The organism is Agrobacterium tumefaciens (assembly GCA_025559845.1).
Taxonomy (GTDB): Bacteria; Pseudomonadota; Alphaproteobacteria; order Rhizobiales; family Rhizobiaceae; genus Agrobacterium.
Window position 1 is genome coordinate 1,928,258 of record CP048469.1, and the last position, 18,000, is coordinate 1,946,257.

Sequence of the window (18,000 nt, forward strand, 5' to 3'; positions counted from 1 at the left end):
TCAATACACCAATTCAGAGACAAAAACAGAAAATTGTTTCACTTTGCCAGGTTTTTTACATTCTCGCGTAGAACCGGCAGCAATTCCAGCTCGAACCACGGGTTGTTTTTCAACCAGCCACTATTGCGCCAACTGGGATGCGGCAGCGCCAGAACACGCTGGCCCGTGTTGGTATGGAAATAACTGCGCCAGTTGCGAACGGTCTCGGTCACCGTTTTCAGACGCCTCGAACCGAGATGCCAGGCCTGCGCATACTGACCGATCGTCAGGACCAGCTCCACCTGCGGCATTGCCGCAACAACCTCGTTACGCCACTGCGGAGCACATTCTCGCCGCGGCGGCAGATCGCTGCCCTTGTCGTCATAACCGGGAAAACAGAAGCCCATTGGTACGATGGCAAAACGGTCACGATCGTAAAACTGCTCGCGATCCACATCCAGCCATTGGCGCAGACGATCGCCTGATGCGTCATTGAACGGCAGGCCGGTTTCATGCACACGCAGTCCTGGCGCCTGCCCGGCAATCAGAATGCGGGCCTTCGTCGAGATCACAGCAACTGGCCTTGGTTCGTGCGGCAGACGGTCTGCCTCCCCTTTCAACGGGGTGTCACGACAGAGCCGACAGGCCGCGATCCGATGGCGCAACGCATCGAGCCCATCTGAAGCCTGCGGCGTATCGGTCAAGATGTCAGACATTTCCCCACCCGAGAAGATGACGAATGATCGTCAACACGCCAGCGGCAGGCGTATCGAGTTCAGCGGCGCGATGCTCCCGCCTCCAGTCTTGCGGACGCTGAAAATCGCCGGACCAGATCCCCGATTTCTCCTGACGCGCCTGACGCTGCTCGTCCGAGAACTGGAAATATCCGGTCGCAACGGCAAAACCGGCCTCGACCATGGCAGACGAGATGTCCCTGCCATCAGCGCTGCAATAGACCAGCAACCGGTCGTAGCGGTCTCTCGAACCGCCCGAGCATGCAACCTTGCGGCCCTCGATGAGACCTTGCATGAAACGACGCGCCTCCTCGCCGCATTGCCAGACCGTGCCGTCCCGCTCGCAGGATTGCCGCAGTTCCGGCGCATCGATACCAAGCAGCCGGAAGCGCTCACCGTTTTGCGAAAGTGTATCACCATCGATGGCGAAAAACCGGCCCGCATAGGTCTCGCTATTGACCTGGTCGAGCCGCGCGGCAATCAGAATGCCGAACACCATCATCAGCAGAAAAAGCACGCCATCCCGCAGCGGGGAGAAGCCTCTGCCTCCATTCCGTCTCATATAACAACAAACCCTTGTCAGAAATGGCAAACAAATCCTTTAACGGCAGCATCTTCTTAAGATTTTCCTCTTAGGCTGCAAGCGTTCATGTCATTTGCGTAGTCACAATGAGTAGAAGCGTCAGCACGTCCACCGACAAGATCATCGTCGACCGGTCCAGGAAACACCGCAACAAGGCGGTTTTCGACACCGTAAAGGCAACGCGCGAGCGCCTGCAACAGGGCGGAGCGTCGAGCGACGCCTATGAGCGTGAAATGCTGACCATGCACGTCGCCGAGACCCTTCAGGGGGCGACGATCATGCCGCTGTTCATTGTGCTGGCTTCGATCATCGGCGTCTACATCACCCGTGACGTCGAACTCATCATATGGTCATTGCTGGCGCTGAGCGCGCACGCCGTTTCGCTGATCCTGGTCAAGAGAGCGTCCAAACAGGACATTACGACGGAAAATCTGCCGCGCTGGCGCAGCCTTTTCCTCGGCACGCAGATTGTCATCGGTTGCGTCTGGGCAATGTTCTCGCTTGCCGAGCCGGCATCGACCGACCCAAGCCTGATGCTGTTCTACAAGGGCTCGACCCTGTTGATCGCGCTTTCGCTGACGGCGATGGTCAGCTTCATGCTTCGGCGCGCCACCTACATGACCTTCCTGCCGGTGCTTGCGGCACTGTCGGTCACCGCGTCCATATCCCGTGATCCGTTCGACGTCGGCCTTGCCCTGATGTTCGGCATGGCGATCCTGTTTTGCCACCGCATCACCAGCAGGCTCTACCAGTCGAGCGTCAAGCTGCTCTCCTATCAGACGGAGAAGGACGACCTGATTGCCGAACTGGAGGTCGCGAAATCCGTGTCCGACGAGGCCCGCCGACGCGCTGAAGAGGCCAATCTGGCGAAGTCACGCTTCCTCGCGTCGATGTCGCACGAACTCAGAACGCCGCTGAACGCCATCCTTGGCTTCTCGGAGGTCATGGCGTCGGAGGTTTTGGGACCGCTCAATAATCCTCTCTACAAGGAATATTCGGGCGACATTCATCGTTCCGGTCAGCACCTTCTCAACTTGATCAACGAAATCCTCGATCTCTCCCGTATCGAGGCAGGCCGTTACGACCTCAATGAAGAGGCAATCTCGCTTCTTGAAATTGCCGAGGATTGCATCGGCATGATCCAGTTGCGTGCCCGCACCAAGAACATCAAGATCGCGCAGCAGTTCGAAAACAGCCTGCCGCAGGTCTGGGCGGACGAAAAATCGATACGCCAGGTGGTGCTGAACCTCTTGTCCAACGCCGTCAAGTTTACGCCGCAGGGCGGTGAAATCCTCGTCAAGGCGGGCTGGACGGCTGGCGGCGGACAATATGTGTCGATCAAGGATAATGGACCCGGCATTCCCGAAGACGAAATCCCGATCGTTCTTTCCGCATTCGGTCAGGGATCGATCGCGATCAAAAGCGCCGAACAGGGAACGGGCCTTGGTCTGCCGATCGTGCAGGCCATTCTTGCCAAGCACGACGGTCAGTTCATTCTGAAATCGAAATTGCGCGAAGGTACGGAGGGCATTGCCATCCTGCCGGCAAAACGCGTGATGCAGAGCCTGCCTGCGGTTGAAGAAACCCACGCAGTCCAGCCGCGCCGGCGCTCCTTCGCCTGAACGGAAGGCCAGAGGCGAAGCGTTGTCGCCCTTCGCCTCCTCTCCAAAATACCGCCGTTAAAAGAACAGCGACGTTACCAGCGAATAGAGCATGAAAAGGCCGTTTGCCGTCAAAAGGCAAAAGACGGAGAAGGAGCCAAGGTCCTTCGCGTGACGTCCCACCGACGAAAATTCAGGCGAGATGCGATCGATCACTTCCTCGATGGCGGTGTTCAGGGCTTCGACCGCGAAGAGCAGAAGCATCAGGACAGCAAAGACAAGGAAGTGGACAAAGGGCGCGCCGACAAGCACAAGCAGCACCACGCCGACACCAAACGCCAGAACCTCGTGCCGGAACGCCGCTTCCTGCCAGAGACGCCCCAGCCCCTGCGCAGAGTAGCGCGCAGCGGCAAATAGGTGGCGCAGGCCCTTTTCCTTACGGAAGACCGGCTCTTGTCCTGGCGGTTGCGGCATCGCGTCCATGCTCGTCCTCAGTGGTTGATGCGGGTATCGACACCCGCAGCCTCGAAGGTTGCCATGCCGGAATGGCAGGCGGCAGCGGCTTTGACGATGCTGGCGGCAAGGGCTGCACCCGTGCCTTCGCCAAGTCGCATGCCGAGTGCGAGAAGCGGCGTCTTGCCAAGCTTTTCAATGGCCGCCAGATGGCCCGGTTCTGCCGAGACATGACCAATCAGGCAATGGTCGAGTGCCGAAGGGTTGGCAGCCTTCAGAAGCGCGGCAGCGGCAGTTGCGACATAACCATCGATCAGAACGGGAATACGTTGCACGCGTGCGGCAAGGATCGCGCCGGCAATTGCAGCAATCTCGCGGCCGCCGAGACGGCGCATGATTTCGAGCGGATCGGACAGATGATCCCTGTGGAATTCGACAGCCGCCTTGACCACTGCCACCTTGCGCGCCAGCGTCTCTGCATCGGCACCGGTGCCCGGACCCGTCCAGTCTTCCGCTGTGCCGCCGTAGAGGGCGAGGTTGATCGCGGCCGCAACCGTGGTGTTGCCGATCCCCATTTCACCCACGCACAACAGATCCGTACCGCCTGCGATCGCTTCCATGCCGAACGCCATGGTCGCGGCGCAGTCACGCTCGGAAAGGGCAGCCTCGCAGGTGATATCGCCGGTCGGATAATCGAGCGCCAGATCGAAGATCTTCAGGCCAAGATCGAAGGTAACGCAGATCTGGTTGATCGCAGCACCACCGGCGGCAAAATTCTCCACCATCTGCTGCGTGACGGAATTCGGATAAGGAGAAACGCCATGGCGCGTGACACCGTGATTACCGGCGAAGATCGCCACCAGCGGACGATTGACCGCCGGTGCGCGACCGGACCATGCCGCCAGCCACATGGCGATCTCTTCCAGACGCCCGAGCGAGCCGGCAGGCTTGGTCAGTTGCGCGTTGCGCTCCTTGGCCGCGACCAGTGCATGCGTCTCAGGTCCGGGAAGCTCGCGCAGCAGCGCGCGGAAATCATCGAAGGGCATTCCGCTCATGCTCATGGTATCAGTCTTTCTCGTGTATCCGGAAACTTGTGTTTTCCGACAAATCGGTCTTTGTTGCGCCTCTCATAATCGCGGACGCGTTGAGGAACAACCGGAAATGCGCGCGAAGCAGTGGAGAGAGCATGAAGGCCGGGGATTTTATAACAGATGTGATGCGGTCCGTGGCCTTTCTCAGCCGCATCCCGGTTTCATCCCGCTTCTTTGAAGATGACGACGGCTCGATGCGCCGCACGGCGCGCGCCTTCCCCGCAGCCGGCCTGCTCATTGCCCTGCCCGCTGCAGCCGTCATCGCAGTGCTCGGGTCCTTTGATGTCGACGCCGACATGACGGGCTGGATCGCCATTGCCGTGATGGCACTGATGACCGGCGCATTGCACGAAGACGGGCTGGCCGACATGGCGGATGGTTTCGGCAGCGGCAAACCGCCTGAAAAAGTCCTTGATATCATGAAGGACAGCCGCATCGGCACCTATGGCGCCATCGCACTGATCCTGTCCTTTGCGCTTCGCGCCACTGCACTTGGCGCACTGATCGCTTATCTGCCTGCCAAAACCGCCGCCGCCTGCATGATCGCAGCGGCCGTCGCTAGCCGCGCCGTCATGGTGTGGCACTGGCAGACACTTGCGCCTGCACGCCCCACAGGCGTTGCAGCCTCCGTCGGGCAACCGGGAAAGAGTGAGCGCAATATCGCCCTCGCAACCGGCCTGTTCCTCGTGGCAATGTTTACGCTGCACACCCTGCCGGCACTGTCGCTGGTTGTCGTCTTGGCGACAGCGTGTGGGGCCATGATCCTGTTTAACCGCCTGTGTCTCGGCAAAATCGGCGGGCATACGGGTGATACGATCGGCGCTTGCCAGCAGATCACGGAGATCGTGATTCTGGTTGCCCTTGCCATCGCCATTTGACCCCCTGATATAGATCCCTATGGAAACGCCTTGCCGTCATATCTGTGTGCTCGATACCGCCGGTCGCCTCTGCATCGGCTGCGGGCGAACGCTGTCGGAAATCGGCGGCTGGTCGAGCTATAGCGACAAGGAACGCAGCGCCATCATGACCGCCCTGCCCGCGCGACTGGCATTGTTTGAAGAAACCGCCGCCGAGGAGAAAAGCACCGCATGAACAGGCTCACCTTCATCCTTCTGGTCCTGGCAGTGGGCCTTGGGCTTCTTCTCATCAATCACGACAGCGGCAGAACCTTCGGCATCAACAACGAACAATTTGGCCAGATGGTCTATCTGGTGCCGATAGCCGCCCTTCTCTCCGCCGGCATTCTGGCCGGACGCCGCGGCAGCCTTGCCTCCGTCATCCGGCAACTGGCAATCTGGCTGGTGATTATTCTCGGTCTCGTCTCCGTCTATCTCTACCGGTACGATCTCCAGGCTTTCGGCAATCGCCTGGTGGGCGGACTGATACCGGGCCGCGCCGTCGTCATCACGACTGCTGACGGCACGGAGGAAATTGTGCTGCACAAATCCATGAGCGGCCACTTCGAAGCCAATGTCACGATAGACGGCAAGACGATCCACATGCTGGTCGATACCGGGGCAAGTTCAATCGTACTCGCCAATGCGGACGCCGCCGCCATCGGCATCGATACGCAGAACCTTCGTTATTCCGTGCCGGTCATGACGGCCAATGGCCGCACATCTGCAGCACCCGTCAGTCTGTCGGAAATCAGCATCGGCCCCATCGCCCGGAGAAACATTCCAGCCCTGGTGGCCCAGCAAGGCCAGCTTGAGCAGAGCCTTCTCGGCATGAGTTTCCTGTCCACTCTCGGTTCACTTCAAATGCAGACCGATGAACTCAGACTGCGTGACCGATAAGGAACGCGGCACGACCTCGACATTGTCCCTCAGGACGAGAGGTCAAACCTACCGCACCGGATCAACCGAAACCGCGTAGCGGCTTTCAGATCCGGTGCCACCTCAATGGAAGAGGCTCAGATTTCGCTGAACTGGCCAGCGCGCGGTCCGGCGAGAACGACTTCCCAAGCGGACTTGTTGCCGTATTTCTGGCGTGCCAGATAGGTGTAGCCAGTACGGTTCCAGGGTTTGATCGAGCCGCTCATATTATCGAGAACGTACTCGCCGTCCGACAGCCGCACCAGAAGCACAGCGTGGTTGTTGCCGCTCCGGTCCAGCACAACGGAAACCGACATCTTGTTGGACGGGAAACCTGCATCCAGCAACGCCTTGGTTTTTGCCATGGCATAGTCTTCGCAATCGCCACGCCCGTCTTTCGGCAGCGACCAGTAGTTGCTCCGACCGTAAACGATCGCATCATCGACCGGCTTGATGGCACTGTTGACCTTGCGATTGACCTTGTTCAGCAGATCGAGCGCCTGCTCGTCCGTGAACTTTTGACCGGCTTTCGCCGAGCACAGCCAGCCATAACGCTGACAGGCGGAGGAAAAGCCCTCCGGTGCGGTGATTGAGCGACTGGCTGGAAGCTCGCCAGCAGAAACGTTTGCGCCAAACGTCATCGCGCCCAGAAGAGCGAATGCAACAACAGAAATCTTCATGATTATGTCAGTTCCTTCGAGAAAGCCTTGTGATTCATGGACTGGCCTGATGCCGTCCGACTCACGCATGAACAAATTAGGCATTGACTGAAGGTGACCCGACGTCACGTCGTACTCGAACTAAAAAACACCCCTGAAACGCGCCTAAGGCTCACCTATTGGCATGATTAGCCCAAAATTTCAAAAAAAAATTAATTTAGCCCGTTCTGATATGTGCCAAATCGGGAAAAACACCGGGCGCAACAAATATTCCAAGACAGACAAACCCGCAGCCGACGATTAAAAAACAGGCAATAAATTAGAAAAATATCCTCAAAACAGAATAATACTTTCGAGTAATACAGCAAAAAACATAACTAAATAGGATTATAGTCAAGAGACATGAGCGAAATAACCACAGAATAGCAGTATATTGTGGATAACATTCCCTTAATATACCTTGGAGAATGCGGTTAACACTGCCAATAAGGGAGGAAACCCATGAGCAGTAAGATAACAACTGTGTTCTCGTGTATTGCAATCTTGCTGTCCAGCACGACACTGGGAACTGCGCAAACGCGTTTGCAGCGATGCGAATTCGTGAGGCCCGGAACACTAGAGGCTGCCCTTTGCAGGCCTACAGCCTCCATCCCCAGATTTGATGAAAGCCGTGGTGGCGACAACGATAGGAACAACGGCGGGATACAAACCAGCAGTTCGGGCAGCACAAGCAACCCGGGCGGAGGAACAAGTGACCCTGGCGGCGGTAGCAGCGGCGGCGGTGGCGGTGGCGGCGGCGGCGGCGGCGGCGGCGGCGGTGGCGGCGGTGGCGGCGGCGGTGGCGGAGGCCACGGCGGCGGTGGCGGTCACGGCGGTGGCGGAGGCCACGGCGGCGGTGGTGGTCACGGCGGTGGCGGAGGCCATGGCGGCGGTGGCGGTCACGGTGGTGGCGGAGGCCATGACGGCGGTGGCGGTGGTCACGGCGGTGGCGGAGGCCATGGCGGCGGTGGCGGTCACGGTGGTGGCGGAGGCCATGGCGGCGGTGGCGGTCACGGCGGTGGCCATGGCGGCGACGATGACCATGGCGGAGGCCGTGGTGGCGACCGCGATGGCCACGGCGGAGGCCGCGGTGATCACGACGGCGGTCACGGTGGTGGTCACGGTGGCGGCCATGGTGGCGGTCGCGGTGGCGACGACAACAATCGGAACTGATTGCTACACCCTATCAAAACTGGCGGTCGGAAGGCCGCCAGTTTTTATTTTGCCATAATTCGTTTGCTCGAAAGCATTTTCAGCGGGCAATCATCCGGATCCCCACGTATCTGATCATTGACGTGATCTGTCAGTTGCGCAGACGGTAACCGGTCTTGAACATCCAACTGACGACACCGAGGCACGCCGCCAGGAATACGGCAATCATCAGCAGACTGAAAACCGGATCGACATCGGCAATACCGTAGAAACTCCAGCGAAAACCGCTGATGAGATAAAGCACGGGATTGAAGTGACTGACCGTCTGCCAGAATGGCGGCAGCATATCGATGGAGTAGAAGCTACCGCCGAGGAAGGTCAAAGGCGGTACGACCAGCATTGGAATAAGGTTCAATTGTTCGAAGTTCGTCGCCCAGATACCGATTATGAAACCGAACAGACTGAAGCTTACAGCCGTCAGCACGAAGAACAGGATCATCATCAGCGGATGCTGAATGGTGATGTCGACAAAGAAGGAAGCGGTTATCAGAATGATCGTGCCGATCATCAACCCCTTTGTCGCCGCAGCACCGACATAACCAGCAACGATTTCCGTCATGGCAACGGGCGCAGACAGGATTTCGTAGACCGTACCGGTGAATTTCGGAAAGTAGATGCCGAAGGAGCCGTTGCTGATGCACTGCGTGAGCAGCGTCAACATGATCAGGCCGGGCGTGATGAACGAGCCGTAGGAAACGCCGCCAACCTCCTGAATCCGCGAACCAATCGCCGTTCCGAACACAATAAAATAGAGCGATGTGGAAATGACTGGAGACACGACGCTCTGCAAAAGCGTGCGTCGGGTCCGCGCCATCTCGAAGAAATAGATCGACTTGATTGCTTCGAAATTCATTTCTGGCCCCCAACGAGCGAAACGAAGATATCCTCGAGCGAGCTTTGCCGCGTCGATATATCCTTAAAGTGAATACCTTCCGCAGACAGTGCGCTCAGGAGATCGGCAATACGTCCCTGCTCGCCATTACCGTCGATTTCATAGGTCATGGTGCAGTGATCTTCGGAAAGCGACAGAGCAAAGGCGGAGAGTTTTTCCGGCACGGCCTCAAGCGGCTGCGAAAGCTCGAGGAAAAGCTGTTTGCGGCCAAGCTTCTGCATCAGGGCCGTTTTTTCCTCGACCAGCAGCAGTTCGCCACCATTGATGACGCCGACACGGTCGGCAATTTCTTCCGCCTCTTCGATATAGTGCGTTGTCAGAATGATCGTCACGCCCTTGGCGCGCAGATCCTCCACCACCTGCCACATATCGCGGCGCAGGGTCACGTCCACGCCGGCGGTCGGCTCATCGAGAAACAGCACCTTCGGCTCATGCGCCAGCGCCTTGGCGATCAGCACGCGCCGCTTCATGCCGCCGGAAAGTTCGCGCAGCATGTTGTCCTTCTTGCTCCAGAGCGACAGCGACTTCAGGATGCGCTCGATCAGCTCTGGATTCTTCTTCTGGCCGTGCAGGCCGCGCGAAAAACTGACCGTATTCCAGACTGTTTCGAACTGGTCAGTGGTCAGTTCCTGCGGCACCAGGCCAATCAGCGCCCGCGTCTGCCGGAAATCCTTCACGACGTCATGGCCACCGACAAAGACCGAGCCTTCGCCAGGATTGACGAGACCGCAGACGATCGAGATCAGTGTCGTCTTGCCGGCACCATTGGGGCCGAGGAGCGCGAGAATTTCGCCCTCCTTGATATCGAGGCTGACACCCTTGAGCGCCTGGAAACCGTTTGCATAGGATTTGGTGAGGTTTCGTATCGAAACGATTGCATTCATAGCGAAACTTCCGCGAAATCGAGGAGATATGCCCGCCATATAGGCTGTTGCCCGCACAAACGCCAGCCCGCGACCGCCAAACACTGTATTCCGTCAGCGCGGAAAATCAGCCGTAAACGCTGTAAAAGAACTGCGCGGACACAAAGACCAGAAACAGGCCGAAGGCGCGTTCGAGTTGTTGTTTGCTGAGCGCATGTGCCAGCCGGGCGCCGTATGGCGCAACGATCAGCGTAATCGGGATCAGCAGGATGACGGCAATCCAGTTGATGAAGCCTGTCGAGAATGGCGGCAGGCCGGCATCTCCCCACCCCGCCCAGATGTAACCTGCAAGCCCCGGCAACGAGATCAGCACGCCGACACCGGATGAGGTGGCAACCGCCTGATGGATGGTGCGGCCGTAAAGGGTCATGAAGGTGTTGTTCATCACCCCGCCGCCGACGCCCATCAGGCCGGAAAACAGGCCGATACCCGTGCCGACCAGAAAGCGGGTCGGATTGGCAGGCAGATCGGAGCCCAGATGCCAGCTCGCGCGATTGAAGATCATGCGAAATGCCAATGCCAGCGCGATGAAAGCGAAGATCAGCCGCAGGGCGATGCTTGAGGCATAAGCCGCAACGACCGATGCGAGGATGGTACCGAGCGGCACCGCGACAATCCAGCCTTTGAGCAGACCGATGTCGACAGCGCCCTTTTGCCGATGCGTCAGGAAAGAGCGAATGGAGGTCGGCACGATAATGGCAAGCGAAGTCCCAAGCGACAGATGCATTCGCACCGCTTCCGGAACCTCCAGAAGTCCGAAGACATGGTAGAAGACCGGAACGAGAACTGCACCGCCACCAATGCCGAACAGCCCGGCAAGCAGCCCCGCGATGACACCGGCACCGGCGAGTGCGGCGGCAAACATCGCTATTTCAGAAATAGGCGGCATGGAACAGGCTCCCCAGTCTGTCACGAACGTGTGATGGTGATACTGTATGAGAGAGGTGAGGCAAGCCACATTATCGGCCTGCCGGTACGACGACTACGCATTTGTCACACGGCTTCGAAACGGTCGCCGCCTTCTTCGAAGTCTGCAGTTCTTTCGTATTGTTTTTAGTCTGCATTCGGGACAGCACCCACCCCGCGTCGCTGTCCCATTTTAACCGGCCCTCGGGCCGGTTTTTCTTTTCTGCAATCGTCTGCCTCGCCTTAGTCGCAGTGGCGATAGCCGGATTTGCGGGTGCGCAGATCGAAGTGGAAGTGGTTCCAGTGGTTCGGATCGCTGCCCGGCCCGAGAACCGTCGAGAAATATTTGCAGCTATCCGTGCGAACCGCCTTCAATAGCGCCTTCTCGCGGAAGGCGAAGAAGTTCTTCTTGCGAACATCGATCTCCTTGCCGTTCTTCAACGTGATCGTGCCGATATCGATGGCGTTGCCACGGGCATGTTCAGACCAGGGATTGCTGGAGCGAGAATTCATCTTGCGGCAGGAATAGCCGCCCATTGGAGTAATCCGCTCGACGCCGGAGAGATAGCGGAAGCGCGACGACGGCACGAGCTCGAACTTCACCCATTTAGCGAAGGCAAGCGTCACCTGGCAATTGAGTTTGACCGCCGGACGGATTGCAACGCCGCTGGAAAGACCGCTGAGCTCGATCGGATAGTCAATGCCGCAGGTCGGGCCATCGGCAATACGCGCAACATCCCGGAAGGCAACGCCGAGACGGCGAAGTTCGGCCCGGCAGGCAACCTCGGAAGACGGCATCATGCCAGGGGGCATGGAGGGACGGCTGCCTTGTGACGAACCGCCGCGTACCGGATCGTTTGGCATCACCATCGCCACCTCCTCGACCGGCTGGCGGGAACCGCCGGACGACGGTGGCGGGATCAGACGTGATTGGGCAGCAGGCTGTGACTGACGTACCGGAGAAACCTGCATCGGGCTATCCGTGCCGATCCCATCGACAACCGGCTGAGATGACACGCCTTCGGCAATGTCGGCATCCTGCTCTTCGGCCAGCCCGCGCACCGGCTCCACGCCCAGCATGGAATCCATGTTCACACCGCCCTCGCCTTCGGCGATCTGATTGGAAGCGGGTTGGCGTACCATCGCCTGACTTGAGACATTCTGGCCTGTCGCGGCCATGCGCGCCTGATGCTGGCTATCGAGTGTCGAATAGCTGCCCTGCGGCGCCTGCAGCAATGGATCGTGGGATGTGTAGGGTTCCGGCATCGGCTGCGAAACGGCAGAATAATCGGCCATCTGCCCAGCCTGGTTTACCGCGCCGGGAGGCGCGCTGTAGGCGGGCTGCCGTGGTGAGCCAATGGCGCTGACGCGGGTGGTACCATCGACCTCTGCCGGCGGGACAAGCCCCTCCGCAGAGCACGACACCATCACCGTCGAAATCATCAGCAACGTCACCAGACGACGCGGAAGGGAAGCATACGCCATACTCGAACCTGTACCTTCAGCGGCTTCTAGAGCGCCGTGCATTCGTTTGAACGCACGCGGGAACGCCCTAAAATTTGAACCTGCGCATCGTTCATGTCGAAAATCGGTTTCGACCTTCGCCTCGACGCGCAGAGCGGCAATTCAGTTAAAATTTTAGTAAAACGAGGTAAACGAAGTCTTATCCTTCGCTAAGAACCGGGCCGAAATCCGTTAACCGGTTGTTCCAAATGAAAAAGGCGCTGTCGAAACAGCGCCCTTGAGGTCCTCTGAACAATAAGCGTCACGCCGCGCGTGAAAGCGTGCGGCCCGCCTGCTGTCCAAGTTCGAAACGCGACAACAGCGCATGCAACTGTCGGCTTTCTTCGGCAAGCGTCTGGCTGGCTGCGGTCGTTTCCTCCACCATGGCTGCGTTCTGCTGCGTCATCTGGTCCATATGGTTCACGGAGGTGTTTATCTCGTGCAAACCCGTCGCCTGCTCGCGCGCGGCGGTGGCAATGGAATTGACGTGGCCGTCAACACGATTGACGAGGCCAACGATCTCCTCCAGCGCATCGCCCGTCGAGCGGACAAGACGGACACCGCTACCGACCTCTTCTGCCGAACTGGTGATCAGCGATTTGATCTCCTTGGCCGCATTGGCCGACCGCTGCGCCAGTTCGCGAACCTCCTGCGCGACGACAGCAAAGCCACGGCCGGCCTCTCCGGCGCGTGCAGCCTCGACGCCGGCGTTAAGCGCGAGAAGGTTGGTCTGGAAGGCGATCTCGTCGATCACCGAAATGATCTGACTGATCCGCTTCGACGAATCTTCGATCCGCCCCATCGCTGCAACCGCATCGCGAACGATCTCACCGGAACGGCCAGCGCTGGTTTTCGTATCACCAACCATCTGCCGCGCTTCGTTGTCGCGCTCGGAGGCGGTGCGTACCGTCGCCGTGATCTCATCCAGTGCAGCAGCCGTTTCTTCAAGAGCAGCCGCCTGCTGCTCGGTCCGACGCGAAAGATTACCTGTCGCCTCACTGATATCGGAAGCACTGTCGTTGACGACGTGGCTTGTCTTGCTGATTGCCTCGATGACCTGGTGGAGCGCTCCGACGGCCCGGTTGAAATCGGTGCGCAGCTTTTCATAGTCCGCGCCGATATCGGAGATTTCCACCGTCAGATCGCCATTGGCGAGGTTTTCAAGCGCGTTGCCAAGCTGGCTCATCGCATGATCCTGACGCTCCGATGCCGAACGCAACGTCATTTCGTTGCCACGACGCGCCTCCTCCAAAGCGCGCTGCTGTTCGGCCTCGCGCCGCTGCAGGGCGCTGCGCTCATTGACGGAGTTGCGCAGGACAAGAAGCGTCTTGGCCATGGCGCCTATCTCGTTGCTGCGATCAGCAAACGGTACATCTGCCTCACCATCTCCATCGGCAATGCGGCTCATGCTGTGCTTGATCCGCTCGATCGGCTTGACGACACCGCGGATCGTCGCAGTTGCAGCAGCAATGACCAGAAGACCTCCGACAAGGCAGATGGCCGCGTTGAGATAAGCGTCCCTCCAGAAAACCGCCTTCAGGTCGTCAACATAGACACCGGTACCGACAATCCAGCCCCAGGGAGCGAAACCGGCAACGTGCGAGAATTTCTCGACGGGCTCAGGCGCGCCGGGCTTCGGCCAGTAATAGTCGACAAAGCCCTGCCCGCTGGCCTTGACCGTGTTGACGAACTCAACGAACAGCGCCTTGCCGTTCGGGTCCTTGTTTCCGGAAAGATCGGTTCCGTTCATTTCCGGTTTGATGGGATGCATCACCATTTTCGGATGCATGTCGTTGATCCAGAAATAGCCGCTGCCATTTCCATATCGCATCGCTGCAATCGTGGCCTTGGCCTGCTGCTGCGCTGCCTCCCGAGAAAGACTTCCGCTTTGCTCCATGCGATAATATTGGTCAAGAATAGCGATGGCCGTGTGGTTCATCGATTCCAACCCTGCTTTACGTTCCCGCTCCATTCCCCGGTAACTTTCCAACAGGCTGAACGTAAGAGCAGTCGCCAATATCACCAGAAACAACGCGACAAGCGCATAAAGGCGCATAGATATCTTGGTGTTCTTCATAAGTTCGACCGCCTATAGTTGCAATTTAGCCAGCCAACTCTAAAGTCAAAAAATTGATTATTATTAAATACAGTTATTAGACCTTAGTATTGTATTCCAAATACACGGATTGATGGTCCGACACGCAACTAAACGTCCGGAAGCTGTACAGAAATTTTGGAACCAGAACGGTTTCGTTCCATTTTTAAAGACAGCATTAACGTTGAAGCTTTTATTCTGTTCTTGAATTTGCAGCATTGAGAGGCGAGCCATGGCGAAGCCGAATTTCCGTTTCACCCACTACGATCTGAGAGAATTGCGCGCTGGTACGATCATCGAAATCTCGTTGACGGCCATCAACAATGTGCGCCTGATGACGGGGGCGAATTTTCAGCGTTTCACCGAACTGCTGGATTTCAAATATCTCGGTGGTGTCGCCAAGAAATCGCCAATCCGCATCACCATACCTGAAACGATGCATTGGCACCTGGTGATCGATGCCGAGGGACACAGCGGCCTGGCGGAATCTTCCGTGAAGATGTTGCCGGCCCAGGCGGCCGCCATACCGCAGCGCAAGGCGTCCTGACGGCCCGCCTGACGCCTGAGGAACAAACCACGCATTCGAAAAAGAATCTGAAAACAGCAAGATACGGGCATTTACGGAATCATTCTGCAAAGCAGGTGATTCATTTTATGAGGAACAGCGCCTAACGCTGTCCTCTTTCTCGCCGCAGCTTCGCCCACCAGTCCAGCCGCTTGCGAATGTCACGTTCGAAACCCCGGTCCGGCGGATCATAAAAGGTGGTCCTCCCCATCTTTTCAGGGAAGTAATCCTGGCCGGAGAACGCGTCGGGCTCATCGTGATCGTAACGATAGCCGTCTCCGTAGCCTTCACCCTTCATCAGCTTGGTCGGCGCATTCAGAATATGCTTGGGCGGCACCAGCGATCCGTTCTCCTTGGCTGCCCGCATTGCCGATTTGAAGGCTGTGTAGACAGCATTCGACTTCGGTGCGGTCGCCAGATAAATGCAGGCCTGTGCCAGCGCCAGTTCGCCTTCAGGAGACCCCAGATAATCGTAGGCATCCTTTGCCGCGTTGCAGATCACCAGCGCCTGCGGATCGGCGAGACCGATATCCTCAACCGCCATCCGCACGAGCCGGCGGCCGATGTAAAGCGGGTCCTCCCCGGCATCGAACATGCGGCAGAGATAATAAAGCGAGGCATCGGGGTCTGAGCCGCGCACGGACTTATGCAGCGCCGAGATCAGATTGTAATGGCCATCCTGGCTCTTGTCGTAAACCGGAGCACGGCGCTGTACGATACGCGTCAGCCCTTCGGTGTCGAAAACTTCATCCTTGCGGGCGGCACGCCAGACTTCCTCAGCCAGCGTCAACACCGCACGGCCATCGCCATCCGCCATGCGGATGAGACTGGCGCGCGCATCGTCGCTCAGTGGCAAGGGCCTTGCCTCAGCCTGCTCCGCGCGCTTCAACAACTCGGCAAGGCTGTCCTCATCGTGCGAGTGGAAGGTCAGTACCCGCGCCCGCGACAAGAGAGCCGCGTTGAGTTCGAAGGATGGGTTCTCGGTGGTGGCGCCGACAAGAATGATGGTGCCATCCTCCATGACCGGAAGAAAGCTATCCTGCTGCGCACGGTTGAAACGATGGATCTCGTCAACGAACAGCAGAGTCTGACGGCCATTCATGCGCCGCGTACGGGCCGATTCAAAGACTTTCTTGAGGTCTGCGACACCGGAGAAGATTGCCGATATCTGTTCGAAAGCGAGGCCCGCTTCACCGGAGAGCAGCCGGGCAACGGTTGTTTTTCCCGTTCCCGGCGGACCCCAGAAGATCATCGAGCCAAGCGACCCGCTGTCAATCATGCGGCGCAATGCGCCCTCTTCGCCCGTCAGATGTGATTGGCCGGTGACTTCAGCCAAGGTCTTCGGACGCAGGCGGTCGGCAAGAGGTCGCCTGTTGGCAACCTCTGTCGGAACCTGCGGCGCGAAGAGGTCATCGCTCATCGAAGGAACTGCCGGATGCGTTGACCGTCGCGCATGATTTCCACTCGCCAGAAACCGGGATTGTCATCCAGCACCTTCTCGACGGCCGCTGTCGAAGAGACATCCTCTCCGTTCAGCGACAGCAGAATGTCCTTCGGCTGGAAACCGACGCGGTAAGCCGGTGAGCCGCGTTTGACGTCGACAATGACAACACCGTTCACCTGCGAGGGCATGCGCAGCTCATCCGCCAGTTTCGGCGAAAGGTTTGCGACAGTGGCGCCGGCAAAGGGATTGCGACCTTCAATCAGGCGCTCGTCGCGCGGTGCCGTTTCAGGCGCGGAATCAAGCGCAATGGTGACCTTTCGGGCCTGCCCCTTGTCCATGACCGTCAACTCGGCAGATTTGCCGATACCCGCCGTCGTCAGGCGGTAGCCCAGCGCGTCTGGATGCTCTACCTCAATACCGTTGACGGCCGTGATGACCTGTCCCGGCTCGACGCCAGCCTTCTCGGCAGGACCGCCCTTCACGACGCTGACAACCAGCGCACCTCTGGCACGGTCAAGGCCAAGCGCCTCTGCGACATCGGATGTGACGGGATCGAAGGTCGCACCGATATAGGGACGCTGGAAGCTGGCATCACCCTTTTCCGCAGCGGCAATGAACACCCGGACCAGATTGGCCGGAATGGCAAACCCGATACCGTTGGAACCGCCACCTTTGGAGAAGATCGCCGTGTTGATGCCGATCAGCTCACCGTTCATGTTCATCAACGCGCCACCCGAGTTGCCCGGATTGATGGAGGCATCGGTCTGGATAAAGAAACCGAAATCGCCCTGAACCACCTGATTGCGCGCCAGCGCCGAAACGATACCGCTGGTCACCGTCTGGCCGACACCAAACGGGTTACCGATGGCAAGCACGAGATCGCCGACTTCGACCGCATCCGAATTGCCGAGCGGCAACATTGGGAATTGTTCCTTGGCGTCGATCTGCAGCACGGCAAGGTCAAGCCGGTCGTCTTTCAGCAGAACCTTGGACGCAAACTCCCGACCATCGGCAAGGGCCACCTTAATATCGTCGGCGCCGTCGATCACGTGGTTGTTCGTCACCACAAGACCACCGGCCGTAAGAATAACGCCGGAACCGAGCGACGATTGTTTTTCCGTGCGGTTCGGCAATTGCTGGCCGAAGAACTGCTCAAAGAACGGATCGCCAGCGAACGGCGAAAGTCGGCGCTGGACGGCACGCTCGGCATAGACGTTGACCACGGCTCCGGCAGTGCGCTTGACGAGCGGCGCGAAGGACAACTGCATTTCCGTGTGACTGGTCGGTACAGTCTTGTTGTCTTGTGCACCCGCCGCGCCTGGCAGGAAAAGAAGGGCAGCGACAAGGCCGCTGGACAGACATTTCAACATGCTCGGCATGTGATTCCTCATCTTCATCAGTATGATAAAGTTATAACCAGCCAGCCTATAAATGAAAGCACGGCAAGATGATGGCTGGCGCTTTCAAGAATGGGCGGATGGAACAAACCGATGCCTTCCGGCTTTCA

The 18,000-nt window shown here is 58.3% G+C and carries 17 protein-coding genes and 1 pseudogene; 5 read left to right on the forward strand and 13 right to left on the reverse strand.

The annotated features are described in order from the left end of the window. Positions 1–38: 38 nt before the first annotated feature. Positions 39–695, reverse strand: coding sequence for a uracil-DNA glycosylase family protein (locus tag FY156_09845; GenBank protein ID UXS01749.1), 657 nt, complete (start codon positions 693–695; stop codon positions 39–41). Next, on the reverse strand, positions 688–1,275 hold the full coding sequence (locus FY156_09850; protein UXS01750.1) for a thermonuclease family protein: 588 nt from the start codon (positions 1,273–1,275) through the stop codon (positions 688–690). Before FY156_09850 ends, FY156_09845 begins: the two co-directional genes overlap by 8 nt. Before the next feature lie 107 nt (positions 1,276–1,382). Between FY156_09850 and FY156_09855 the strand changes: the two genes are divergently transcribed. Then, positions 1,383–2,918: a HAMP domain-containing histidine kinase gene (locus FY156_09855; protein ID UXS01751.1), complete on the forward strand. Its 1,536-nt coding sequence runs from the start codon at positions 1,383–1,385 to the stop codon at positions 2,916–2,918. 57 nt (positions 2,919–2,975) lie between these two features. Here the strand turns inward: FY156_09855 and FY156_09860 are convergent, their stop codons facing one another. Beyond that, a complete protein-coding gene (locus tag FY156_09860) occupies positions 2,976–3,380 on the reverse strand; it encodes a diacylglycerol kinase (GenBank protein UXS01752.1) in 405 nt (134 codons plus the stop codon). Between the two features lie 8 nt (positions 3,381–3,388). Continuing rightward, positions 3,389–4,411: a nicotinate-nucleotide--dimethylbenzimidazole phosphoribosyltransferase gene (cobT, locus tag FY156_09865; GenBank protein UXS01753.1), complete on the reverse strand. Its 1,023-nt coding sequence runs from the start codon at positions 4,409–4,411 to the stop codon at positions 3,389–3,391. 20 nt (positions 4,412–4,431) lie between these two features. Between cobT and FY156_09870 the strand changes: the two genes are divergently transcribed. From FY156_09870 to FY156_09880, 3 genes are read left to right on the forward strand one after another with little or no spacing between them, the layout of a single operon-like run. Then, positions 4,432–5,319 carry an adenosylcobinamide-GDP ribazoletransferase gene (locus FY156_09870; GenBank protein ID UXS03104.1) on the forward strand — a complete coding sequence of 296 codons (888 nt, stop codon included), beginning with the start codon at positions 4,432–4,434 and terminating at the stop codon, positions 5,317–5,319. 19 nt (positions 5,320–5,338) lie between these two features. Next, on the forward strand, positions 5,339–5,533 hold the full coding sequence (locus tag FY156_09875) for a DUF1289 domain-containing protein (protein UXS01754.1): 195 nt from the start codon (positions 5,339–5,341) through the stop codon (positions 5,531–5,533). Further along, positions 5,530–6,237, forward strand: coding sequence for a TIGR02281 family clan AA aspartic protease (locus FY156_09880; GenBank protein ID UXS01755.1), 708 nt, complete (start codon positions 5,530–5,532; stop codon positions 6,235–6,237). Before FY156_09875 ends, FY156_09880 begins: the two co-directional genes overlap by 4 nt. A 116-nt stretch (positions 6,238–6,353) precedes the next feature. On the opposite strand, the gene FY156_09885 is transcribed toward FY156_09880, so the two are convergent. The 7 genes and pseudogenes from FY156_09885 to FY156_09915 form a co-directional block, all read right to left on the reverse strand. After that, on the reverse strand, positions 6,354–6,935 hold the full coding sequence (locus tag FY156_09885) for a transglutaminase-like cysteine peptidase (GenBank protein UXS01756.1): 582 nt from the start codon (positions 6,933–6,935) through the stop codon (positions 6,354–6,356). A 767-nt stretch (positions 6,936–7,702) separates the two neighbouring features. After that, positions 7,703–7,792, reverse strand: a pseudogene (locus FY156_09890) (DUF2497 domain-containing protein). Positions 7,793–8,256: 464 nt separating this feature from the next. Next, positions 8,257–9,018 carry an ABC transporter permease gene (locus FY156_09895; GenBank protein UXS01757.1) on the reverse strand — a complete coding sequence of 254 codons (762 nt, stop codon included), beginning with the start codon at positions 9,016–9,018 and terminating at the stop codon, positions 8,257–8,259. Then, entirely contained in the window at positions 9,015–9,941 is a 927-nt protein-coding gene (locus FY156_09900; GenBank protein UXS01758.1) for an ABC transporter ATP-binding protein, read from the reverse strand. The genes FY156_09895 and FY156_09900 overlap by 4 nt, the downstream gene beginning before the upstream one ends. 106 nt (positions 9,942–10,047) lie before the next feature. Beyond that, positions 10,048–10,869: a sulfite exporter TauE/SafE family protein gene (locus FY156_09905; GenBank protein UXS01759.1), complete on the reverse strand. Its 822-nt coding sequence runs from the start codon at positions 10,867–10,869 to the stop codon at positions 10,048–10,050. A 260-nt stretch (positions 10,870–11,129) separates the two neighbouring features. After that, positions 11,130–12,371 (reverse strand): extensin family protein, encoded by a 1,242-nt coding sequence (locus tag FY156_09910; GenBank protein ID UXS01760.1) that lies wholly within the window; start codon positions 12,369–12,371, stop codon positions 11,130–11,132. A gap of 280 nt (positions 12,372–12,651) precedes the next feature. Then, positions 12,652–14,445, reverse strand: coding sequence for a HAMP domain-containing protein (locus FY156_09915; protein UXS03105.1), 1,794 nt, complete (start codon positions 14,443–14,445; stop codon positions 12,652–12,654). Between the two features lie 271 nt (positions 14,446–14,716). Here FY156_09915 and FY156_09920 point away from each other — a divergent pair, with 271 nt between their 5' ends. After that, positions 14,717–15,031: a DUF1883 domain-containing protein gene (locus FY156_09920; protein UXS01761.1), complete on the forward strand. Its 315-nt coding sequence runs from the start codon at positions 14,717–14,719 to the stop codon at positions 15,029–15,031. Positions 15,032–15,152: 121 nt separating this feature from the next. Here the strand turns inward: FY156_09920 and FY156_09925 are convergent, their stop codons facing one another. Together FY156_09925 and FY156_09930 are read right to left on the reverse strand one after the other, a co-directional pair. After that, complete coding sequence (locus tag FY156_09925) at positions 15,153–16,469, reverse strand: replication-associated recombination protein A (protein UXS01762.1); 1,317 nt, start codon at positions 16,467–16,469, stop codon at positions 15,153–15,155. Further along, the gene (locus FY156_09930; protein ID UXS01763.1) at positions 16,466–17,872 is read right to left on the reverse strand and encodes a DegQ family serine endoprotease; all 1,407 of its coding nucleotides are present in this window, start codon (positions 17,870–17,872) and stop codon (positions 16,466–16,468) included. The genes FY156_09925 and FY156_09930 overlap by 4 nt, the downstream gene beginning before the upstream one ends. Positions 17,873–18,000: the final 128 nt, after the last annotated feature.

What these genes read in the sequence shown, in the direction of transcription:
- FY156_09845 (UXS01749.1), bottom strand. Translation starts at nt 695, where the DNA reads ATGTCTGACATCTTGACCGATACGCCGCAGGCTTCAGATGGGCTCGAT.
- cobT (UXS01753.1), bottom strand. Translation starts at nt 4,411, where the DNA reads ATGAGCATGAGCGGAATGCCCTTCGATGATTTCCGCGCGCTGCTGCGC.
- FY156_09860 (UXS01752.1), bottom strand. Translation starts at nt 3,380, where the DNA reads ATGGACGCGATGCCGCAACCGCCAGGACAAGAGCCGGTCTTCCGTAAG.
- FY156_09930 (UXS01763.1), bottom strand. Translation starts at nt 17,872, where the DNA reads ATGCCGAGCATGTTGAAATGTCTGTCCAGCGGCCTTGTCGCTGCCCTT.
- FY156_09885 (UXS01756.1), bottom strand. Translation starts at nt 6,935, where the DNA reads ATGAAGATTTCTGTTGTTGCATTCGCTCTTCTGGGCGCGATGACGTTT.
- FY156_09880 (UXS01755.1), top strand. Translation starts at nt 5,530, where the DNA reads ATGAACAGGCTCACCTTCATCCTTCTGGTCCTGGCAGTGGGCCTTGGG.
- FY156_09905 (UXS01759.1), bottom strand. Translation starts at nt 10,869, where the DNA reads ATGCCGCCTATTTCTGAAATAGCGATGTTTGCCGCCGCACTCGCCGGT.
- FY156_09895 (UXS01757.1), bottom strand. Translation starts at nt 9,018, where the DNA reads ATGAATTTCGAAGCAATCAAGTCGATCTATTTCTTCGAGATGGCGCGG.
- FY156_09875 (UXS01754.1), top strand. Translation starts at nt 5,339, where the DNA reads ATGGAAACGCCTTGCCGTCATATCTGTGTGCTCGATACCGCCGGTCGC.
- FY156_09920 (UXS01761.1), top strand. Translation starts at nt 14,717, where the DNA reads ATGGCGAAGCCGAATTTCCGTTTCACCCACTACGATCTGAGAGAATTG.
- FY156_09925 (UXS01762.1), bottom strand. Translation starts at nt 16,469, where the DNA reads ATGAGCGATGACCTCTTCGCGCCGCAGGTTCCGACAGAGGTTGCCAAC.
- FY156_09900 (UXS01758.1), bottom strand. Translation starts at nt 9,941, where the DNA reads ATGAATGCAATCGTTTCGATACGAAACCTCACCAAATCCTATGCAAAC.
- FY156_09915 (UXS03105.1), bottom strand. Translation starts at nt 14,445, where the DNA reads ATGCGCCTTTATGCGCTTGTCGCGTTGTTTCTGGTGATATTGGCGACT.
- FY156_09855 (UXS01751.1), top strand. Translation starts at nt 1,383, where the DNA reads ATGAGTAGAAGCGTCAGCACGTCCACCGACAAGATCATCGTCGACCGG.
- FY156_09910 (UXS01760.1), bottom strand. Translation starts at nt 12,371, where the DNA reads ATGGCGTATGCTTCCCTTCCGCGTCGTCTGGTGACGTTGCTGATGATT.
- FY156_09850 (UXS01750.1), bottom strand. Translation starts at nt 1,275, where the DNA reads ATGAGACGGAATGGAGGCAGAGGCTTCTCCCCGCTGCGGGATGGCGTG.